This is a genomic window from Aquitalea magnusonii (genome assembly GCF_003202035.1).
Classification (GTDB): Bacteria; Pseudomonadota; Gammaproteobacteria; order Burkholderiales; family Chromobacteriaceae; genus Aquitalea; species Aquitalea magnusonii.
Map to the genome: position 1 here is coordinate 152,169 of NZ_QJKC01000004.1, position 21,509 is coordinate 173,677.

At 60.2% G+C, this 21,509-nt stretch carries 13 protein-coding genes; 4 read left to right on the top strand and 9 right to left on the bottom strand.

Features of this window, described 5'->3' with window-relative positions:
- Positions 1-105: 105 nt before the first annotated feature.
- The 5 genes from DFR38_RS05910 to DFR38_RS21200 all read right to left on the bottom strand — a co-directional run bounded on the left by DFR38_RS05910 (position 106) and on the right by DFR38_RS21200 (position 8,849).
- Positions 106-1,449: an O-antigen ligase family protein gene (locus DFR38_RS05910; protein WP_082693280.1), complete on the bottom strand. Its 1,344-nt coding sequence runs from the start codon at positions 1,447-1,449 to the stop codon at positions 106-108.
- 9 nt (positions 1,450-1,458) lie between these two features.
- Complete coding sequence (locus DFR38_RS05915; RefSeq protein WP_059284762.1) at positions 1,459-2,538, bottom strand: glycosyltransferase family 9 protein; 1,080 nt, start codon at positions 2,536-2,538, stop codon at positions 1,459-1,461.
- Between the two features lie 161 nt (positions 2,539-2,699).
- Positions 2,700-4,115 (bottom strand): FAD-dependent oxidoreductase, encoded by a 1,416-nt coding sequence (locus DFR38_RS05920; protein WP_110313128.1) that lies wholly within the window; start codon positions 4,113-4,115, stop codon positions 2,700-2,702.
- Positions 4,116-4,206: 91 nt separating this feature from the next.
- Positions 4,207-8,655 (bottom strand): glutamate synthase large subunit, encoded by a 4,449-nt coding sequence (gltB, locus tag DFR38_RS05925; RefSeq protein ID WP_059284763.1) that lies wholly within the window; start codon positions 8,653-8,655, stop codon positions 4,207-4,209.
- Positions 8,656-8,696: 41 nt separating this feature from the next.
- On the bottom strand, positions 8,697-8,849 hold the full coding sequence (locus tag DFR38_RS21200) for a hypothetical protein (protein WP_158527695.1): 153 nt from the start codon (positions 8,847-8,849) through the stop codon (positions 8,697-8,699).
- 102 nt (positions 8,850-8,951) lie between these two features.
- Between DFR38_RS21200 and DFR38_RS05930 the strand changes: the two genes are divergently transcribed.
- Together DFR38_RS05930 and DFR38_RS05935 are read left to right on the top strand one after the other, a co-directional pair.
- A complete protein-coding gene (locus tag DFR38_RS05930; protein ID WP_110313129.1) occupies positions 8,952-10,469 on the top strand; it encodes a phospholipase D-like domain-containing protein in 1,518 nt (505 codons plus the stop codon).
- A gap of 480 nt (positions 10,470-10,949) precedes the next feature.
- Complete coding sequence (locus DFR38_RS05935; RefSeq protein ID WP_059286507.1) at positions 10,950-13,205, top strand: arginine/lysine/ornithine decarboxylase; 2,256 nt, start codon at positions 10,950-10,952, stop codon at positions 13,203-13,205.
- Positions 13,206-13,280: 75 nt separating this feature from the next.
- On the opposite strand, the gene DFR38_RS05940 is transcribed toward DFR38_RS05935, so the two are convergent.
- Positions 13,281-14,195 (bottom strand): GGDEF domain-containing protein, encoded by a 915-nt coding sequence (locus DFR38_RS05940; RefSeq protein ID WP_059286508.1) that lies wholly within the window; start codon positions 14,193-14,195, stop codon positions 13,281-13,283.
- 329 nt (positions 14,196-14,524) lie between these two features.
- On the opposite strand from DFR38_RS05940, the gene DFR38_RS05945 reads away from it, so the two are divergent.
- The gene (locus DFR38_RS05945; protein ID WP_059286509.1) at positions 14,525-16,108 is read left to right on the top strand and encodes a GMC family oxidoreductase; all 1,584 of its coding nucleotides are present in this window, start codon (positions 14,525-14,527) and stop codon (positions 16,106-16,108) included.
- 108 nt (positions 16,109-16,216) lie between these two features.
- Here DFR38_RS05945 and DFR38_RS05950 read toward each other — a convergent pair whose 3' ends face one another.
- The 3 genes from DFR38_RS05950 to DFR38_RS05960 all read right to left on the bottom strand — a co-directional run bounded on the left by DFR38_RS05950 (position 16,217) and on the right by DFR38_RS05960 (position 19,480).
- On the bottom strand, positions 16,217-17,203 hold the full coding sequence (locus DFR38_RS05950) for a helix-turn-helix domain-containing protein (RefSeq protein WP_059286510.1): 987 nt from the start codon (positions 17,201-17,203) through the stop codon (positions 16,217-16,219).
- Positions 17,204-17,453: 250 nt separating this feature from the next.
- The gene (locus DFR38_RS05955; RefSeq protein ID WP_059286511.1) at positions 17,454-18,233 is read right to left on the bottom strand and encodes a ferredoxin--NADP reductase; all 780 of its coding nucleotides are present in this window, start codon (positions 18,231-18,233) and stop codon (positions 17,454-17,456) included.
- Positions 18,234-18,334: 101 nt separating this feature from the next.
- Positions 18,335-19,480: a trans-sulfuration enzyme family protein gene (locus DFR38_RS05960; protein WP_110313130.1), complete on the bottom strand. Its 1,146-nt coding sequence runs from the start codon at positions 19,478-19,480 to the stop codon at positions 18,335-18,337.
- 230 nt (positions 19,481-19,710) lie between these two features.
- On the opposite strand from DFR38_RS05960, the gene DFR38_RS05965 reads away from it, so the two are divergent.
- Positions 19,711-21,465 (top strand): AMP-dependent synthetase/ligase, encoded by a 1,755-nt coding sequence (locus DFR38_RS05965; RefSeq protein WP_110313131.1) that lies wholly within the window; start codon positions 19,711-19,713, stop codon positions 21,463-21,465.
- Positions 21,466-21,509: the final 44 nt, after the last annotated feature.

Below are 21,509 nucleotides of genomic sequence, written 5' to 3' on the forward strand. Positions count from 1 at the left end.
ATAACAGTTTATAAACACTTACTCAGGGAGTCATGGTACTTGCAAAGCATGGCAAAAAAAGCCAAAATGACTAATCATGTGCGATGAAATAGTTGCTTACAATATTTACTTGGCAGTATCGACTGCGCCTGAGTAATTTTCATGGGCCAATTCGGCAAGCAAGGCCCCAGCTACAAACAACAACAACTGCAACATGTGATCGCGGAAGATGCTTTCGTTGAGCATGCGTCCCAGGAAACCACACACCATCAGCATCAGCATCAGTCCGCGAACATCCTGTTGATAGCGGAAGCGCCTATAGCCGGTGAAAAACAGGCTGCCGCAAAACAGCAACCACAGTACGATACCGGGAACACCCAAGGCTACACCCAGGTCAATGAAACCGCTATGCGCATGCCCCAGATTATTCTTGATGCCCATGCTGGTGGCCGCCTGGGCAAATACTTCGCGCATGAAGCCAAACCCAAGGGGATGGCTGGCAATCATGTCCAGACCGCTGTGAATCCAGGCTACGCGCTTAAAGGCAGAGTCGTCCATTGGCTCACCATTGGACATCAATGGTAGTGGGCCAATACCAGTCCATGCAGGGTAATGTTTGTAATCCCATCCAGCTGCAACTGACTCTGAAAATGCCAAATTTCTACTGTCTTTCTTGATGGCATAAGTGACCAGCCCACCAAGGCTGGAAATCACCACCAGCCAGATCAGTAATAGCTTAGCCCAGCCGTGCTTCACACCCTGGAAAATGGAATATAACAGCAACATGGAAAAGCTCAGGTAGACCATGCCTATCATGCCGTTACGGGCAGCAGCATGCAGGCTGACAAACACGAACAAAGCCAGAATGGCCAGCAACCATGGTTTGCTGATACGGCTGACCCTTTGCCGGCCCCAATGACCAAAACACAGGGTGGCGACGACAAAGGCCAACACGAAGTTGATCAGGAAGGTGAACTCAAGATACGTGGGAGTGGAAAATGTTTCTCGGTACGGCCAGGTACCAGTTGTGAGGTATTTGTAGGCTTCGATGCAAAACTCGGTCATCGCCAGTGCAACGCCACCGGCGATGACGACGTCAACAATCGAAAACTTGCGCGAGACCCGGAACAAAACCATTCCGATGGAAAACCACAATACAGCGATGCCCAACTGGCTACGTAATTCTGCTCTCGAAATATCTGGCCAGTAACTAAGAAACAAAGTATGTAATGTTGCATATGCCATGAATAAGCCAAGAAACATGATGGGATACTTGGCTGTACGTATAACAGGCATACTACCAGCAACCAAAGGTAGCGCAAGTAACAGTAAACAGGCTTGCAATACATAGCGTAATGCGACGGTGTGTGAAACACTGCAAGTGGCAACAAATAGAAACGACAACAGGATAACCAATGAGCCATGCCATCGAGAATTCACCCAAGCATTAGCATTGAAATGACTAAACATGCAATCCTCTTAATTTTTTATTTCAGCCATATCATATGAAATTTTTCTCTCATTGATATGTGGAAAATTATTATTCATGACCTGGGCCAGCCCCTCGACCAAGGCTGGCAATGGAATTGAGTAAACCGAAAATTCACTTGACTGAACAACAACAGCATTTTGGTTATTTGGCCCCCAAGCTCGGCTATTCAAATAAGTTGACGTTCTGTCTTTTTCATACAGTCCTAGCAGCGGTTTGTCGAATGCAGCTGCTGCATGAACGATGGAGGTATCTGGCGAAATAACCACATCAGCATATTTTACCAATGCCACTGCAGCAAAATAGGTTCTAAATGGAGATTTCTGCATACCAATTGTACTAATGCCAGCCAGATCCTCCGGCTTTGCAGTCAGTACGATATTCCAATCAGCATAATTCCCCTGCATGTAGGCAAGAATAGCATCCAGTTGCGCTTGATCCAGCCGCCGGTATGGCCCTTCACCTTTTAGATTGATTAGCAAGGTTCGCTGCTTAGGCAGATTTTTGAGATAGGTTTGTACTTTGCCTTCTTCAACAGAATCAATATGAACATCATAATGTCTGTTGCAATGCTTGCAATCGATATGCAATGCCTCCAGCAAAGCAAAGTTCCGCCAGGCAGCATGCTGATTCAAACTGAAATCTTCTTTCAAATTGACATCAAACACCGGGTATAATTCACGATTAAAGCCAATAACATGCCGAACCTTGCTCCAACTCATCAGGACAATATCCTTATAAGTTGGAACTTCATTCCTGAGGTCAATCAGCAGATCATACTTTTCTTTACGCAATTGCAAGGCAAGTTTGATCACCGAGAACAGCTTGTCGTTATGTACATGCAGTTGATCTACATGTGGATTCAATTTCAGCAACTCGGCATTGCGCAAACCTGCTATCACATCGACCTGTTTTCCCGCCAGTTTGAGTTCCCGAATAGCGATGGTGGATACGATCAGATCACCAAACTTGTCATTGTCTCTCAGAAAGAGGACTTTCCTGATGGACTCCGGCTTGAATACCGGAGCTGGGGCACGCTTCAACAGCCATAAGGCCAATTTGCCAAACATGGCTCTACGCTTTGCGTGCAGTGGTCCTAATCTGATTTTCATATGGTTCCGGAGCCTGGAGGTTCAGCCGATATCTATTCAGCTGGCAATTATCGCATGATTCATGAAAAAAGCCCGCCAGTCGGCGGGCTTCTTTACTCAAGCGCTCAGGCTACCCCTGCTTACCACACCTGCAGATAGCTCAGGATACCTTCCGCTGCCTGACGACCTTCGAACACGGCACGTACCACCAGGTCGGCACCGCGTACCTGGTCGCCACCGGCGAAGATCTTGGCGTGGCTGGTCTGGTACTTGAACCTGGACTTTTCCGAGGCAATGGTGCGGCCATTGGGCTGGCTGCTGATGCCGGCGCGGTCAAACCAGCTGGCTGCTTCCACCTGGAAGCCGAAGGCGATGATGACGTGGTCGCACTCGATGCGCTCTTCGCTGCCCGGTACGATTTCGGCATTGCGACGGCCACGGGCATCCGGCTCACCCAGGCGGGTTTCGGCCAGGATCACCGCCAGCGCGCCATTGGGCAGTTGTTCGATGCCTACCGGCTGGCTGTTCCAGCGGAATTCCACGCCCTCTTCCTTGGCGTTGGCCACTTCGCGCTTGGAGCCCGGCATGTTTGCCTCGTCACGGCGATAGGCGCAGGTGACGCGCTTGGCACCCTGACGGATGGCAGTGCGGTTGCAGTCCATGGCGGTGTCGCCACCACCCAGCACCACCACACGCTTGCCGGCCATGGAGATGGCTGGCTCGCCTGCGGGCAGGGTTTCCATGCACTGGCGCACATTGTTGACCAGATAAGGCAGTGCTTCCAGCACGCCCGGCAGGTCTTCACCGGCAAAGCCACCCTTCATGTACTTGTAGGCACCCATGCCCATGAATACGGCATCGTACTGTTCCAGCAGGGCTTCGATTTCGATGTCCTTGCCGATTTCGGTATTCAGCACGAATTCCACGCCCATGCCTTGCATGATTTCGCGACGGCGCTGCACGACGGCCTTTTCCAGCTTGAATTCCGGAATGCCGAAGGTGAGCAGGCCGCCGATTTCTTCGTAGCGGTCGTATACCACCGGCTTCACGCCGTTGCGTACCAAGACGTCGGCACAGGCAAGGCCTGCCGGGCCGGCACCGATGACGGCGACTTTCTTGTCGCTCCAGATCACCTTGGACATGTCCGGACGCCAGCCAGCTTTATAGGCTTCGTCAGTGATGTATTTTTCGATGCTGCCGATGGTCACGGCACCGAAACCACCCTGATTCAGCGTGCAGGAGCCTTCACACAGGCGGTCTTGCGGGCATACACGGCCGCAGATTTCCGGCAGGCTGTTGGTCTTGTGCGACATTTCGGCGGCTTCGAACAGCTTGCCTTCGGTCACCAGCTTCAGCCAGTTGGGAATGTAGTTGTGTACCGGGCATTCCCATTCGCAATAGGGGTTGCCACAGGACAGGCAGCGCCCGGCCTGGTCGGCAGCGTCCACCTTGTGCAGCGGTTGATAAATTTCCTTGAACTCAATCTTGCGCACCGCGGCTTCGACTTTTTCGCCGGGGTTGCGGGAGAGCTTCATGAACTGGAATACGTCACTCATGATCGTTTCCTGACTGCGGACCCGGCCTTGTAAATGGCGGCAGGCCCTGTTGTTTCCATTGCGGCGGGGCAGCACGCCCCGCCCTTGATCGTCAATCCTTGAGCAGGCTGTCCAACGTGGCGGCCTTCGGCTTCACCAGCCAGAAGTAGTCCACGTAGTCGTCGAAGTTTTGCAGCATGGCACGGCCGGTTTCGGAGCCGGTCAGCTCGACATGCTTGGCAATCTTCTCCAGCAGGAAGGCACGGTACATGCCCATTGCTTCGCCGTTGATCAGGTGAATGTCGACCAGTTCATTGTTGTAGCGGTAGGCAAAGCGCTCGCCCGGGTCGTAGACGAAGGCGAAACCACCGGTCATGCCGGCACCGAAGTTGTAGCCGGTTTCACCCAGCACGATGACGGTACCACCGGTCATGTATTCGCAGCAGTGGTCGCCCGCACCTTCGATGACCGCCAGCGCGCCGGAGTTACGCACACCGAAGCGCTCGCCGGCCACACCGGCGGCAAACAGCTGGCCACCGGTGGCGCCATACAGGCAGGTATTGCCGATGATGATGGCTTCGCCGCTGTCGTACGCCGCATTCTTCGGCGGGTAGATGGTGACGCGGCCACCGGCCATGCCCTTGCCGACGTAGTCGTTGGCATCGCCTTCCAGTTCCAGGTGCAGGCCAGGCGCGTTCCACACGCCAAAGCTCTGACCGGCGCTACCGTTGAACTTGACCTTGAGGCAGCCAAACGGCAGGCCAGCGGCGCCGTGCACGCGGGCGATTTCGCCGGACAGGCGGGCACCGATGGAACGGTGGATGTTCTCGATCGGGTAGGACAGTTCCAGCATCTGCTTGTTATGGATGGCAGGCAGGGCATCGGCCAGGATCTGCTCGGCCAGCTCGCCCTTGTCGAAGGACGGGTTGCTGTCGCTGATGCAGAAGCGCGGCACATCGTCCGGCACCGTGCCTTGCGACAGCAGCGGCGACAGGTCCAGCTTGGCTTGCTTGGTGGTTTCGCCTTCCAGCAGTTCCATCAGGTCCATGCGGCCGATCAGCTCTTCCATGCTGCGTACGCCCAGCTTGGCCATCCATTCGCGGGTTTCGCGGGCAATGAACAGGAAGTAGTTCATCACCATTTCCGGCAGGCCGAGGAAGTACTTGGAGCGCAGCTTGATTTCCTGAGTAGCCACGCCGGTGGCGCAGTTGTTCAGGTGGCAGATACGCAGGTATTTGCAGCCCAGCGCCACCATCGGGCCGGTACCGAAGCCGAAGCTTTCTGCACCGAGGATGGCTGCCTTGATCACGTCCAGGCCGGTTTTCAGACCACCGTCGGTCTGCACCCGTACCCGGCCACGCAGGCCGTTGGCACGCAGTACTTGCTGGGCTTCGGACAGGCCCAGTTCCCACGGCGAACCAGCGTATTTCACCGAGGTCAGCGGCGAGGCACCGGTACCACCGTCGTAACCGGAGATGGTGATCAGGTCGGCATAGGCCTTGGCCACACCGGCGGCAATGGTGCCCACGCCCGGCTCGGCCACCAGCTTCACCGATACCAGCGCGGTCGGGTTGACCTGCTTCAGGTCGAAGATCAGCTGGGCCAGGTCTTCGATGGAGTAAATATCGTGGTGCGGCGGCGGCGAAATCAGGCTGATGCCTTCCTTGGCGTGACGCAGGCGAGCAATCAGGCCGGTCACCTTGTCGCCCGGCAGCTGGCCACCCTCACCCGGCTTGGCGCCCTGGGCTACCTTGATCTGCAGCACTTCGGCATTCACCAGGTAATGCGGGGTGACACCAAAGCGGCCGGAGGCCACCTGCTTGATCTTGGACATGCGCTCGGTGCCATAGCGCGAAGCATCTTCGCCACCCTCACCGGAGTTGGAACGGCCACCCAGACGGTTCATGGCGGTTGCCAGTGCCTCGTGGGCTTCCGGCGACAACGCACCCAGCGACATGCCGGCGGAGTCGAAACGCTTGAGAATGGCTTCGATCGGCTCGACTTCGTCGATGGAGATCGGCTGCTCGGCCAGTTTCACCTTCATCAGGTCACGCAGCATGGCCACCGGACGGGTGTTCACCGTGTCGGCGTATTGCTGGTAGGCCTGGTAGTCGTCGTTCTGTACCGCTTTTTGCAGCAGCTGCACCACGTCCGGGTTGTAGGCGTGGTATTCCTCGCCGTGCACGTACTTGAGCAGGCCGCCTTGCGAAATCGGGCGCATCGGGTTGAAGGCAAAACGCAGCAGTTGTTGCTGGTCGTCCTCGAAGTCCTCGAAGCTGGCCCCGGAAACGCGCGACACGGTGCCCTTCAGGCACAGGTCCACCACGTCCTTGTGGATGCCGACGGCTTCAAACAGCTGGGCACCGCGATAGGAAGCGATGGTGGAAATCCCCATCTTGGACAGCACTTTCAGCAGGCCCTTGTTGATGCCCTTGCGGTAGTGCTGCAGCGCTTCGTTGATCTTGCAGTTGACCACACCGCTGTTCACCAGGTCGATGATGCTCTGGTAAGCCAGGTAAGGATAAACCGCGGTGGCACCATAACCGATGACACAGGCCATCTGGTGCGCGTCGCGCACAGTGCCGGTTTCCAGCAGGATGTTGGTCTTGCAGCGCAGACCGCTTTCAATCAGCGCATGGTGTACCGCACCAGTGGCAAACAGCGCATGGATGGGCAGACGACCCTGGGTGATGATGCGGTCGGACAGCACCACGATCACCGTACCCTCTTGTACGGCTTCGATCACGTGCTGGCACAGCTTTTCGATGGCCTGCTTGAGCGAGCTTTCCTTCGGGTCGTAGCACAGGTCGAAAGTGGTGGCCTTCAGATACGGTTCCGGCCGGGTGGTGACGCGGATGAATTTTTCGTGCGACAGCACCGGCGAGCGCACTTCCAGACGCTTGGCGTGTTCGGCGCTCTCTTCAAACATATTGCGTTCCGGGCCAAACACGCTGTTGAGCGACATCACCACCGCTTCGCGGATGGGGTCGATCGGCGGGTTGGTCACCTGGGCAAATTGCTGGCGCAGGTAGTCAAACGGCGAGCGCACTTTCTGGCTGAGCACCGCCATCGGGGTGTCATCGCCCATGGAGCCAACGGCTTCCTGACCGTCTTCGGCCAGGACGCGCAGGATCTGGTCGCGTTCTTCAAAGCTGAAGTTGTACAGCTTTTGCAGACGGGACAGCTCTTCCTTGCTCACCGCCTCGATGCCGGCATCGTCCTCGATCGACAGTTCCAGATACTTGGCGCTGTCCTTGATCCACTGACGGTAAGGCTTGGCGCTCTTGAGCATGGCGTCGATGTCTTCCGGCATCAGCAGCTCGCCGGTCGCCAGGTCGGCAGCAAACAGCTGACCGGGCTTGACGCGGCCCTTGCGGACGACATCTTCCGGCTTGTAGTCCCACACGCCCACTTCGGAGGCGATGGTCAGGATATTGTCGCGGGTCAGCACCCAGCGCGCCGGGCGCAGGCCGTTGCGGTCCAGCATGCAGGCAGCGTAGCGGCCATCGGTCAGCACGATGCCGGCCGGGCCATCCCACGGCTCCATGTGCATGGAGTTGTATTCGTAGAAGGCGCGCAGGTCCTTGTCGGTGGAGTCGACGTTCTGCCAGGCCGGCGGTACCAGCAGACGCAGCGCACGGAACAGCGGAATGCCGCCCATCAGCAGGCCTTCCAGCATATTGTCCAGGCTCATGGAGTCCGAACCGTCGGTCTGCACGATGGGACGCACGGCGTCCATGTCCAGGTGCGGCGAGGCCATGATGCGCTCGCGGGCACGCGCCCAGTAACGGTTGCCCTGCACGGTGTTGATTTCACCGTTGTGCGCCAGGAAACGGAAAGGCTGTGCCAGCTTCCATTGCGGCCAGGTATTGGTGGAGAAGCGCTGGTGGAATACCGCCAGACTGGATTCAAAACGTGGGTCGTTCAGGTCCAGGAAGAACTTGGGCAGGTTTTCCGGCGTCACCAGGCCCTTGTAGGACAGGGTGTGCGGCGACAGCGTGGGCAGGTAGAAGGACGGGTCGTCCACCTTGTTGGCTTTTTCTGCCTGACGACGGCCCATGTACAGGCGACGCTGGAAAGTCAGCTCGTCCATCCCGAAAGGACAGTTGACGAAAACCTGAGAAATGGCCGGCAGGCTGGCCAGTGCGGCTTCACCACAGGCGCTGATGTCGGTGGGCACCACGCGGAAACCTGCCACTTCCAGTTGCTGGGCTTCCAGGTACTCTTTCAGCCGGCGCAGGCTGCGCTCGCCGATTTCACTGTCGGGGTGGTGGAATACCAGACCGGCGGCGTACACTGCCTTCAGCGCGATATCCGCCTCGGCTGCCACTTCACGCAAAAAGCCGTCCGGCTTGCGGAACAGCAGGCCACAGCCGTCGCCCGACTTGCCGTCTGCCGCCACCGCTCCACGGTGGGTCAGTTTGGCCAGCGAGGAGATGGCGGTTTCCACCAGCCAGTGGCTGGGTTTGTCGTCCAGTTGGGTGATGAGGCCGAATCCGCAGCTGTCCTGCTCGAAATCCGGATGGTACAGGGTACCCTGCAACCAGCGCTGTCTGTCCATTGCTTTGTCCTGCTTATAATTGTGAATCGAGTGAATCGATTCTAAGGGCAACTTGCTTGACCTTGCAACCAGTTATTAGCTGCTTTTCCGCAGCGCAATAATTGTTTAAATTCAACAGCTTGATTGCGTTTTTCTGTAGAAAAATCAGGGAAAACCCGCAAAATATGCACATTTTTCTTCCAGTTTTGTGACACCCATATTCATATTTACGACTTTCTCCGTCGTGTACCGCCCTTATCCAAAACCGGGAAAAACACCATATTTTGAATATTGTCTGACAACATTCACGAGGTGATATGCGTAGCGATGCCACTACAGCGGCAACCCAGGATTTCGTGCGCAAGCTGGCCGACCAGGCCTTCGCGCGCTCGGCCGGTGCGCCACTGATTGCCGGCAATAGTGTGCAATTGCTGTATGACAGCAGCGATAACTTTCCCGCCTGGAAACAGGCCATTGCCGCAGCGGAAGAGTCGGTATTCATTGAAATGTATATCGTGGCCAACGACCGTTTTGGCCGCGAGATCCGCCAGTTGCTGATGGACAAGGCCGCGGCCGGCGTCAAGGTATGCCTGCTATACGATTGGCTTGGCAGCTGGAAAGCCAGCCTGGGCGGATTTTTCCGGCCGCTGGCCAGTGCCGGCGCCGAGGTGCGTGCCTATAACCCGCCCACGCTGACCGGCGGGCTGACCCTGCTGGGGCGCAACCATCGCAAGCTGATCGTGGTGGACCGGCAAACCGCGTTTATTTCCGGCCTGTGCATCAGTTCCAGCTGGGAAGGCCAGCCGCAAGCCGGCATCGCCCCCTGGCGCGATACCGGGCTGGCACTGCGCGGTCCGCTGCTGGCCGAGGCGCTGGCGGCGTTTGCCGATAGCTGGGCCAGCTGTGGCCCGCCACTGGACGCGCACTGGCTGGATTTTCCCACCCCCATCGCGGAATGCGGCACCATTGCCGCCCGCCTGATTGCCACCACCCCGTCCACCGCCCACATGATGCGGCTGGACATGCTGATTGCCAGTTTTGCCCGCCGCACGCTGTGGCTGACCGATGCCTATTTCATGGGCACCAGCACCTATCTGTCGGCACTGAAACAGGCCGCACGCGACGGGGTGGATGTGCGGCTGCTGGTGCCGCGCTCCAGCGACATCCGCTGGATTGCCACCGTGTCGCGCACCATGTACCGGCCGCTGCTGGAATCCGGCGTGCGGGTGTTCGAATGGAATGGCCCGATGATTCACGCCAAAACCGCCGTGGCCGATGGCCGCTGGGCACGCATCGGCTCCACCAATCTGAATATCTCCAGCTGGCTGGCCAACCGTGAAATCGATGTCGCCATCGAAGATGAAACAGTGGCCGGTGAACTGGCTGCGCGCTTTCTGCAGGATCTGCAGCAGTCCACCGAGGTGGTGCTCAGCGGCCACAAGCGCACACCGGTACTGACCCAGCCGCGCCAGCGCCAGCCCCCCTCCTTCCTGCTGCCGGCGGCCAGCCATGCTGCACGCAGCAGTGCCAGTGCCGCGGCGCGCCAGGCGGCACGCATCGGCGATGCGCTGGGTGCGGTGGTACGCGGCACCCGCAGCATCGATACCAGCGAGGCGGCGGCTTTTCTCACCATCGGCCTGGCCTTGCTGGCGCTGGCCGTGCTGGTGCTGCTGTTTCCCTGGCTGGTGGCCGGACCGCTGGCTTTCCTGCTGCTGGTCAGCGGTGGTGCCATCGTGCTCAAGGCACTGGGCCTGTACCGCCGCCGTAATGAAAAAAAACAACAGTTGGCCGCGACAAAAAATAATCTCAAACCGCCAGCACCGCCTGCCGGCTAATCTGTCTTAAAACAATCCGTTAACGCGGCAGCGCCGGGCTGAAACCCTTGCCAGACAAGGCTTTCAACCGGATATTTGATCAAACCTGCAGAATATTTTCACTCCCTGATATTGCCTTGCAACACAAGCACGGTAAAAGGTCTACAATGCGCGCTTTCTTGGGATGTTCTCCAAGCCGGCCGACGTGAAGGACGCACCATTTGGCTGCTCCCTAAGAAAGCCGGGGGTCTGCGGCCACACCACGTCAGCCTGCAGGATGCACCCCGGTTTTCGTGCGCGCCCAGTAACATTTACGCGCCTCAAGGCCAGCCTCGCCCACCGGCGACTGCGCCCCAACGCGCACCGAGTGACACTGCAGCAAGCTGCGGGCCGACAGGCGTTACAGGTGCACGGTATTGCTCTTGCCCATGGCAAAGGCTGCCTTCCTGAATGGCCATCCCCGGCTGTGGTGTCCGAGTTTTGACCGACAAGGACTCAGGTATGCGTTTTCATTTTCCCATCGTCATCATCGACGAGGACTTCCGCTCGGAAAACACCAGCGGCTCCGGCATCCGCGAACTGGCAGCGGCCATGGAGGCCGAAGGCATGAGCGTGATCGGTTACACCAGCTATGGTGACCTCACCTCCTTTGCCCAGCAGCAAAGCCGGGCAGCCGGTTTCATCCTGTCCATCGACGACGAGGAATTCCAGACCGACGACGCCTCGGAAAACGCCCTGGGCCAGTTGTACAGCTTTGTGGCGGAAATCCGCCGCCGCAACCCGGACATCCCGGTCTACCTGTACGGCGAAACCCGTACTGCGCGCCATATTCCCAATGACATCCTGCGCGAGCTGCATGGCTTCATCCACATGCATGAGGACACGCCGGAATTCGTGGCGCGCCATATCATCCGCGAATCCAAGAGCTATCTGGACAGCCTGGCCCCGCCGTTTTTCCGCGCGCTGGTGGACTACGCCCACGATGGCTCCTACTCCTGGCACTGCCCCGGTCACTCCGGTGGTGTGGCCTTCCTGAAGAGCCCGGTAGGCCAGATGTTCCACCAGTTCTTTGGTGAAAACATGCTGCGCGCCGACGTATGCAATGCGGTGGACGAACTGGGCCAGCTGCTGGACCACACCGGCCCGATTGCCGCGTCGGAACGCAATGCCGCACGCATCTTCAATGCCGACCACCTGTTCTTCGTCACCAACGGCACCTCCACATCCAACAAGATTGTGTGGCACAGCTGCGTGGCGGCCGGCGACATCGTGCTGGTGGACCGCAACTGCCACAAGTCCAATCTGCACGCCATCATGATGACCGGTGCCATTCCGGTCTTCCTGATGCCCACGCGCAACCACTACGGCATCATCGGCCCGATTCCGAAGTCGGAATTCCAGCTGGACAGCATCAAGAAAAAGATTCTGGCCAACCCCTTTGCCCGCGAAGCGCTGGAAAAGAACCCCAAGCTCAAGCCGCGCATCCTCACCATCACCCAGTCCACCTACGATGGCATCCTGTACAACGTGGAAGAGATCAAGGGCCTGCTGGATGGCGAAGTGGACACCCTGCACTTTGACGAAGCCTGGCTGCCGCATGCCAGCTTCCACGATTTCTATGGCGACTTCCACGCCATTGGTGAAGGCCGTCCGCGTTGCAAGGACAGCCTGATCTTCTCCACCCAGTCCACCCACAAGCTGCTGGCCGGCATCAGCCAGGCTTCGCAGATTCTGGTGCAGGACCCGCAAAACCGTCAGCTGGATACCGCCTGGTTTAACGAGGCCTATCTGATGCACACCTCCACCAGCCCGCAATATTCCATTATTGCCAGCTGCGACGTGGCAGCCGCCATGATGGAACAGCCGGGCGGCCAGGCACTGGTGGAAGAATCGCTGGTGGAGGCCCTGGACTTCCGCCGCGCCATGCGCAAGGTGGACGAGGAATACGGCAACGACTGGTGGTTCAGCGTATGGGGCCCGGAGGAGTTGTCCGACGACGGCATCTGCGACCCGGTGGACTGGGAACTGAAACCCGGCGCGCACTGGCATGGTTTTGCCGGCATCGAAGAAGGCTTCAACCTGCTGGACCCGATCAAGGCCACCGTGCTGACGCCGGGCCTGGATGTGGACGGCAGCTTCGAAGAGATGGGCATTCCGGCCGCCATCGTCACCAAATACCTGACCGAACACGGTGTGGTGGTGGAAAAAACCGGCCTCTACAGCTTCTTCATCATGTTCACCATCGGCATCACCAAGGGCCGCTGGAACACGCTGATTTCGTTGCTGCAGCAGTTCAAGGACGACTTCGACAAGAACCAGCCGCTGTGGCGCGCCATGCCGGACTTTGTCGCGCGCTACCCGCAGTACGAACGCGTGGGTCTGCAGGACCTGTGCCAGCGCATCCATGCGCTGTACACCAAGCACGACATCGCCCGCCTGACCACCGAGATCTATCTGTCCGAGATGGAGCCGGCCATGCGTCCGTCCGATGCTTTCGCCAAGATGGCCCACCGCGAGATCGAACGCGTGCCGGTCGACCAGCTGGAAGGCCGCGTCACCGCCGTGCTGCTGACCCCGTATCCGCCGGGCATTCCGCTGCTGATTCCGGGCGAACGTTTCAACAAGACCATTGTTGACTACCTGCGCTTTGCCCAGGCTTTCAACCGCGAACTGCCGGGCTTCGAAACCGACGTGCACGGCCTGGTGGCTACCGAAGTGGAAGGCCGCAAGGTGTACTGCGTGGATTGCGTCAAGTAAGGCGCCCACCTTGCACCATGCAAAAAGCCGCAGGCACTGTCCTGCGGCTTTTTTCTGGCCCGGGTCTGCGGCGCCTCAATGACGGCACAGGGTATTGCGGCCGCTGGCCTTGGCCTGGTACAGCGCCACATCGGCACGCGCATACAGCTGGGCCAGATCATCACCGGCCCGCCACATGGCCAGCCCGGCCGAGCAGCTATAGCCGAAACCCGGCAGCTCGGGCAGCGGTCGCGACGCCGCCACCGCGGCCAGCATGGCGTGCAAGGACAGCTCGGCCTCGGACTGGCTGTAGCCAGGCAGCAGCAACAGAAACTCCTCGCCGCCCAGCCGGCCAAAACCGTCGTGCGGCCGCAACATGGGCTGGATGCGCTGCACAAAGTCGATGATGACGCGGTCTCCGGCCGGATGACCCAGGCGGTCGTTGATCTGCTTGAAATGATCGAGATCGATAATCGCCACCGCCAGTGGCAAGCCGTTAGCCGCGGCCCGTGCCAGCAAGCGGGCAAACTGCTGCATGATGGCGGAGCGATTGCAGATGCTGGTCAGCGGATCGGTCTGTGCCGCGCGCTGGGCCAGGTCGCGTGCCTGGCGCAATTCGCGCTCGGACACCTTGAGTTCGCTCATGTCGGTGGCCACGCACAACATGCTGCCATCCGGCTGCATGGCCTCGGTCATCCATATCCAGCGACCATCGGTCAGGTCGGCCTCGAAGGCACGATAAACCTGCTTGCCACGACGCGAACGGGCCGACACCAGCCAGGCTTCGAAATCATGGGTATAGATCAGCGCACCAATGCAGCGCTGATAATTGCGCCGCATCAGCTCGGACCAGCTGAGCGTTTCGTGCGGCGCCACATCATAAGCCTGACAAAACGCCGCATTGGCATAACGCAACCGGTCATGGCGATCAAACAGGGCCAACAGCACGGGCGAATCGTGCAGCGCCGCCTGCAGCTCGCCGGCGATGGCGCCTTGTTCTGGTAAAGACATCCGCTGGTTTCCACCCATTTTGTTATTGGCCGTCAGCGCGCTCTCACCTTCGCGCTGGCGTACCGCTGCTCGGCGATGCCGACAGTCTGTTTAAAGATAGTTGCCAATTATTGATGCCGCTAACAAAAACCGGCGGCAGCCTTGCGCCCCCCGGCCTGCCCCGGTAGGCCAAGGCATAGCGCGCATCACCTCACCCTGCACGCCTGGCATGATTCCACGCGCTGGCAGGCCCGGTCAAAACCGATGGCCGTGACAGTCAACTTGCCTTTTCCCCAGCCCGTAAGCTGAAGTCCCGCCCGCTACGGGCGCAGCAGAACAAGGAGAAGGCAATGCAACATTATGACTACATCGTGGTGGGTGGCGGCTCGGCGGGCTGCACCATCAGCTGCCGCTTGGTGGAAGCCGGCAAGCGGGTACTGCTGCTGGAGGACGGCCCGCCCGACAACAGCCCCTTCATTCACATGCCGGCCACCTTCATCAAGGTCATCGGCAGCAAGCGCAGCGTGATCTATCACAGCGAACCACAGGCCAGTGCCGCCGGCCGCCGCCTGCATGTACCGCAAGGCCGCACCCTGGGTGGCGGCAGCTCAATCAACGCCATGGTGTATATCCGCGGCACCGCTGCCGACTACGACGACTGGGCGGCCCAGGGCTGCACGGGCTGGGAATGGGAGCAGGTGTTGCCGGCGTTCAAGAAAGCCGAAAACCACATGCGGCTGTCCGGCCCCTACCACGGCACAGCCGGGCCACTGCACGTCAGCGATACCCGCTATCGCCACCCGCTGAGCCTGGCCTTCGTCAAGGCGGCGCAAGAGTGCGACCTGCCTTATAACGATGATTTCAACGGCCCAGTGCAGCAAGGCAGCGGTTTTTTTCATACCACCACCTTCAATGGCCAGCGTGGCAGCACCGCCGCCACCTATCTGGCAGCGGTAAGGCAGCGTGACAATCTGGAAGTACGCACCGGCTGCTATGTGGAAAAGCTGTTATGGCAGGGCAAGCGTGCCATCGGCGTGCAGTGGCGTACTACTGATGGCCAGCAGCAGCAGGCCCATGCCGAAGCCGAAGTCATTCTGTGCGCCGGTGCGCTGTCCACCCCCAAGATTTTGCTGCTGTCCGGCGTGGGCCCGGCGGCACAGCTGCGCCAACAAGGCATTGAGGTCGTACAGAATGCGCCGGAAGTTGGCCAGAATTATCAGGATCACCTGGAGGTATCGGTGTATGGCCGCTGCCGCGAGCCGATCAGCCTGCTGGGGCAGGAGCGCGGTTTCAAGGCCTTGCGCAACGGCTTGCAGTGGCAATTGCTGCGTACGGGCCTGCTCACCTCCAATGTGGTGGAAAGCGGCGGCTTTGCCTGCACCGACGGCGGCACTCGGCCGGATATCCAGTTTCACGTGCTGCCGGTGCTGGTGGGCGATGTGGAACGGGCGCCACTGCCCGGCCACGGCATCTCGATCAACCCCTGCCTGCTACGGCCGAAATCACGCGGCTCGGTCAGCCTGAACAGTGCCGATGCCCGCGCCCCGCTGCGCTTTGTCAGCGGTGCGCTCAGCCATGAGGACGATGTGGCTGGCCTGCTACGCGGGGTCAAGCTGGCGCGGCGCATTCTGCGGGCCCCTTCGCTACAGCAGGTGATCAGCGGCGAGCTGCTGCCCTCGCCCGCCGCAGAGGCCAGTGATGCGCTGCTGATCGAGCACATCCGCAGCCATGCCAAAACCGTCTACCACCCGGTGGGCACGTGTCGCATGGGCAGCGATGCCGCTGCCGTGGTCAATCCGCAGCTGCAGGTCAATGGCGTGGAAGGGCTGCGCATCTGCGATGCCTCCATCATGCCCAGCATCATTTCCGGCAATACCAATGCGCCGGTCATCATGATTGCCGAACGCTGCGCCGACTTCATCCTGCAAGCCTGAGCCCTGCCCCCAAGCGAAAAGCCCGCTGCCGCAAGGCAAGGGGCTGCTGCTGGTTAAGCTGAAACAATCAGAAGGGCAGCACCAGCTTGGCCCACAGCGAACTGCCCTCTAGCACTTACGCCCGCCGGGCTGGCTGCGACCTTGCCGGCGGGTATGGCTGGGCGTTTCGCCAAAGCGCTGTTTGTAGCTGCGGCAGAAATGGGCGATGTGATTGAAACCCCAGCGGAAAGCCAGCTCGCTCACCGACAGGTGGCGCAGCGCCGGGTCTTGCAGATCGATGCGGCAGCGCTCCAGCCGCCTCCCCCACAGATAGCGGCTGACCGACAGGCCCTCCTGCTCGAAAATGCGCGCCAACTGGCGGGCAGACAGCCCCAGCGCGCGGCTGATGCGCTCGCCGTCCAGCTCATCTTCGGTCAGGTGCTGCTCGATATAAGCCTTGGCACGCCACAAACTGCACAGGGTGGATTTGCCGGCCAGCGCCTGACCGCACTGCACCGCCCACAAGGAATGCAGCCACTCCAGCAACTGGCTGGCCTGATGCGCGCGCGCGGCAAGCGCTGCCGGCACGCCTTCGGCCAGCAGCTGCCGTACTACCTGCGGCCCCCAGCCAGCAATACCGACACTGTGGTCGATCTTGACCAGCCCCTTCCCCGGCCAGCCGCCGACCTGCTGCTCGAACAGCTGGCGCGGAATGTCCAGCACCGCCATGGCCATCTGCTCGGGAAAACCATGGCCATAGGGCTGGGCGGTGTCATACAGCACCACATCACCCGGTACATGCAGCGCGCAGTCCACACCCTGATGGCTGAAGCCTCGCCCCTGCAGCATCAGACAGGCAAAGATACTGTCGCGGCCATCATGGCGGATGCTGTGGCCGCTGCGTGCCACGGCATGGGCATTGGCCTGGATGGTGGCCATGCGGAACAGGCCGAAGTCCTGGTAACGCAGGCTGGCGTCCAGCTCCTGCTCTGGCGGGCGCTGGCACTCCACATCAATCAGCAGCCGTCCTACTTGTTCGCGCCAGAAATCCACCCGTTCGCTGCGGCTGACTGCACGGGTGGAAATGCTGACATCCGCCAGCACGCGGGCGGTCATCGGCGGCTCCCGGCTGACGGCAGGCAAGATACTGGACGACACATGGCAGGCGGCCACGCAGGCCGACCGGCGCGGTGGGTAATGGTGTGCATGGTTTCTCCTCCGGGTGGCCCTCTTGCGCGGGGCCGTACAGCCGGCGGTGTCATCACCGCTCGGCCTTGCCAGACGCGGGAATAGCCCACGACTGACCTTGCTCCATATTATTAATATGTTAAACAAAGTCAAGGCCGGCCATTAGCCAGCCCCATGCTTACCAGCCGTTCTCCAGCACCAGATGGCCCGGCGCGCTCAGCCGGCTCAGGCGAAAGCCCATTTTCATCAGCTGGCGGTGGGTGTCTTCCACCATGGCCGGATTGCCACAAATCATGAAGCGCGAGCGCTCCACGGTCAGCGGCAGGCCAGCCGCATCAGCCAGTTCGCCACTGGCCAGCAAGGCCGGAATGCGCTGCTGCAACATGCCGGGCTCGGCCTGACGCGTCACCACCGGCAGATACTGCAGCCGCTCGCCCCACTCCGCCCACAAGGGGTGCTGACGCAAGGCAGCGATTTCCTCGCGATAGGCCAGTTCGCCGGCTTCACGCACGCAATGCACCAGCACGATATGGGCAAAGCGCTGCCACACTTCCGGCTGCTGCAGGATGGACAGATAGGGTGCCAGGCCGGTACCGGTGGCCAGCAGCCACAGGTCTTCGCCATCGGGCAGGCGGTCCACGGTGAAAAAGCCATTGGCCTTGTTGTCCAGCAGCACTGCAGCGCCGGCCTGCAAGCGGGCCAGGCGCGAGGTAAACAGGCCGTCCGGCACCACGATGGAGAAAAACTCCAGATGCTCGTCCCAGCTGGCGGAGGTCATGGAATAGGCGCGCCACACCATGCCACCGTTTTCCAGCGGCAGGCCCAGCCGGGCAAACTGGCCGGGGGTGAAGCGCCAGGATGGTGGGCGGGCCAGGCGGAAGCTGAGCAGCTTGTCGTTCCAGTGGTGTAAGGAGAGGATGGGCTGGGTGGTGAATTTTTCTGCGGCGGGGGCGGTCATGAGCAATACCTTAGTAATTTACTCAGGTAATTTACCGCATCAGGGCCGCCACAACAAGCCAGACACGGCTTGTTGCGCAGCCCGTTTCAAGTCATGACGGCTTAATCTGCCAGTGCCTGTGCCAGATCAGCCAGGATGTCCTCGATATCTTCCACACCGATGGACAGCCGCAGCCCGCCCTCGCGGATGCCCAGCGCAGCCTTCTGTTCCGGCGGCATGCCGCCGTGCGACATGGTGTAGCTGTGGTTGACCAGCGACTCCACCCCGCCCAGTGATTCGGCCAGGGCAAACAGCTGCAGCTTGCTGGCGATGCGGCTGGCTTCGGCACGGCTGTCTTGTTTCAGCCAGATAGTGATGATGCCGCCAAACCGGCGCATTTGCTGCTTGGCGATGTCGTGGCCGGGATGGTCGGCAAAGCCGGGGAAGAACACCTTTTCCACCTTGGGATGGTCACGCAGGAAGGCCGCCACTTGTTCGGCATTGTCGCAGTGGCGTTCCATGCGCAGGTGCAGGGTCTTGATGCCGCGCAGGGTGAGGAAGCAATCCTGCGGCCCCGGCACGCCACCGGCCGAGTTCTGGATGAACTTGATGTCGGTAAACAGCTGCTGCTCATTCACCGCCACCAGCCCCAGCAGTACGTCAGAGTGGCCACCCAGGTATTTGGTGGCGGAATGCACCACGATATCGGCCCCCAGGTCCAGCGGGTTTTGCAGATAAGGCGTGGCAAAGGTGCTGTCCACCGCCACCTTGCAGCCATGCTGGTGGGCAATCGCCGACAGCGCGCGGATATCCACCAGGTTCAGCAAGGGGTTGGTGGGCGATTCCAGCCACAGCAACTTGGTGCGAGGGCTGATGATGGCGGCCAGATTGGCGGGGTCGGTGAGGTCGGCAAAGGTCACGGTGATGCCGGCCGGCGCCATCACCTTGGTCAGCAGGCGGTAGGCGCCGCCGTAGAGGTCGGCCACGGCAATGACTTCATCGCCCGGCTTCAGCGTGGCGCGCAGCACGGCGTCGATCGCCGCCATGCCGCTGGCAAAAGCCAGGCCATGCTGGGCGTTTTCCAGGCTGGCCAGGCAGCTTTCCAGTGCGGCACGGGTGGGGGTGCCGGTACGGGCATAGGCAAAGGGCAGTTGTTCGCCGATTTCGGCAAATTCGAATACCGATGTCTGATAGATCGGCGGCATCACCGCGCGGCTGTGCTGAGTGCTGTCATGGCCGGAATGGATGGTTTTGGTGGCAAATTTCATGATGTATTCCTGATTTTTCCTTGCTGCATGCTGCGGCAGCCCGCCGCCAGCGGCCGGACTGGCCGGTACGGGCAGGCCATACCACTGGCATGAATAAAAGCATGATCACGGCAAAACCCAGCAGCTTGCCGGCATTTTCTTGATCATTCCCAATAATCCGCCGCAATTTTCTTTACAGCCCCGGCGATTGGGACTATTTTTCGCCGTTTCAGATTCAAACGGCTGTACGAATGAAGCTAGAACGCGCTTTTGACATTCTCTTTCACCAACTGGAAACCCTGCCGCGCGCCGATTGCCTGTCTGCCAAAACCGGCAAGCAGTGGCAGTCGCTCAGCAGCCGCGAGGTGATGGAGGCGGTCAATGCCGTCAGCCTGGGCCTGCTGCAACAGGGCATGGTACGCGGCGACAAGGTGGCCATCGCCGCCGACAACTGCCCGGCCTGGACCATTGTCGATCTGGCACTGCAACAGATCGGGGCCATCAGTGTACCGCTCTACCCCACCTGCACGCTGGATGATGCACGCTATATCCTGGCGCATGCCGAGGTCAAGCTGGCCTTTGTCGGCAGCGCTGCCCTGCACAAGAAGCTGGCGCAGGCGCTGGATGGACGCAGCTGCCCGCTGTACGCACTGAACCCGCTGGCCGGGCTGCCCGCCTGGACCGCGCTGCGCGATGCCGGCCGCCATGGCGATCTGCGCCAGCTGGCTGCGCTGCGCAGCAGCATCCGGGCCGACGATGTATTCACCATCATCTATACCTCGGGCACCACCGGTCGCGCCAAGGGGGTGATGTTGTCGCACCGCAATGTGCTCAGCACCGTCATCGCCACGGCCGAGCACACCCGCCTGCCCGCCGGCCAGTGCCGGGCACTGAGTTTTCTGCCGTTGTCGCATATCTTCGAGCGCGCCGGCGTGCTGTACTACCTGTTCACCGGCACCGGAGTGTATTTTGCCAGCGTCGACAGCCTGTCCACCAGCCTGCGGGAAGTACGTCCACATACCTTCAGCGCGGTACCGCGCGTACTGGAAAAAGTGCATGACAAGCTGGTGGGCAAGGCCCGCGATCTGTCAGGCTGGCGCCGCCGCCTCTACCTGTGGGCCATCGCCCGCGCCGAAGCCTACCAGCCCGACCAGCCGCCACGCGGCCTGGCTGCGCTGCAACATGCGCTTGCCGACCGGCTGGTCTACCGCCAGTGGCGCGCGGCCATGGGCGGTGAACTGCGCTGGGTGAATGTCGGCTCGGCCGCGCTGCAGCCACGGCTGGCGCGCCTGCTATGGGCCAGCGGCATCGCCGTGGCCGAAGGCTATGGCATGAGCGAAACCGCGCCGGTGATCAGCGCCAATCCCTTTAGCGCAAAGGATGTGCGCATCGGCAGCGTGGGCATTCCGCTCAAGGGCGTGGAGTTGAAACTGGCTGATGATGGTGAAATCCTGGTGCGCGGCCCCAATGTCATGGTGGGCTATTACAAGGAGCCGGCACTCACCGCGGAAACCGTGCAGGACGGCTGGCTGCATACCGGCGATATCGGCGTGCTGGAACAGGGTTATCTGCGCATCACCGACCGCAAGAAGGAAATGTTCAAGACCAGTAACGGCAAATACATCGCCCCGCAATTGCTGGAAAACAAGCTGAAGGAATCGGCCTATATCGACCAGATCATGGTGGTGGGCGACGGGCAGAAATTCGCCGCCGCGCTGATCGTGCCGCTGTATGAGCGGCTGCAGGAGTGGTGCCAGGAACATGGCATCACTTACACTACCAATAGCGAGATGCGCCTGCACCCGCGCATCGTCGAGCTGATCGAGCGCGAAGTGAAACGCTTCAACCGGCACTTCGGCAGCTGGGAGCACATCAAGAAGTTTTCCCTGCTGGACAAGCCCTGGTGCGTGGACGCCGGTGAGCTGGCCCCCACACTCAAGCTGCGGCGCAAGGTAATCAGCGAACGCTGCCGCGCCCTGATCGACACCATGTACCGCCACGCCTGAGCCCGCGCCTGCCAAGGCGCCGGCCCTGGCGGGCGCCCAACACG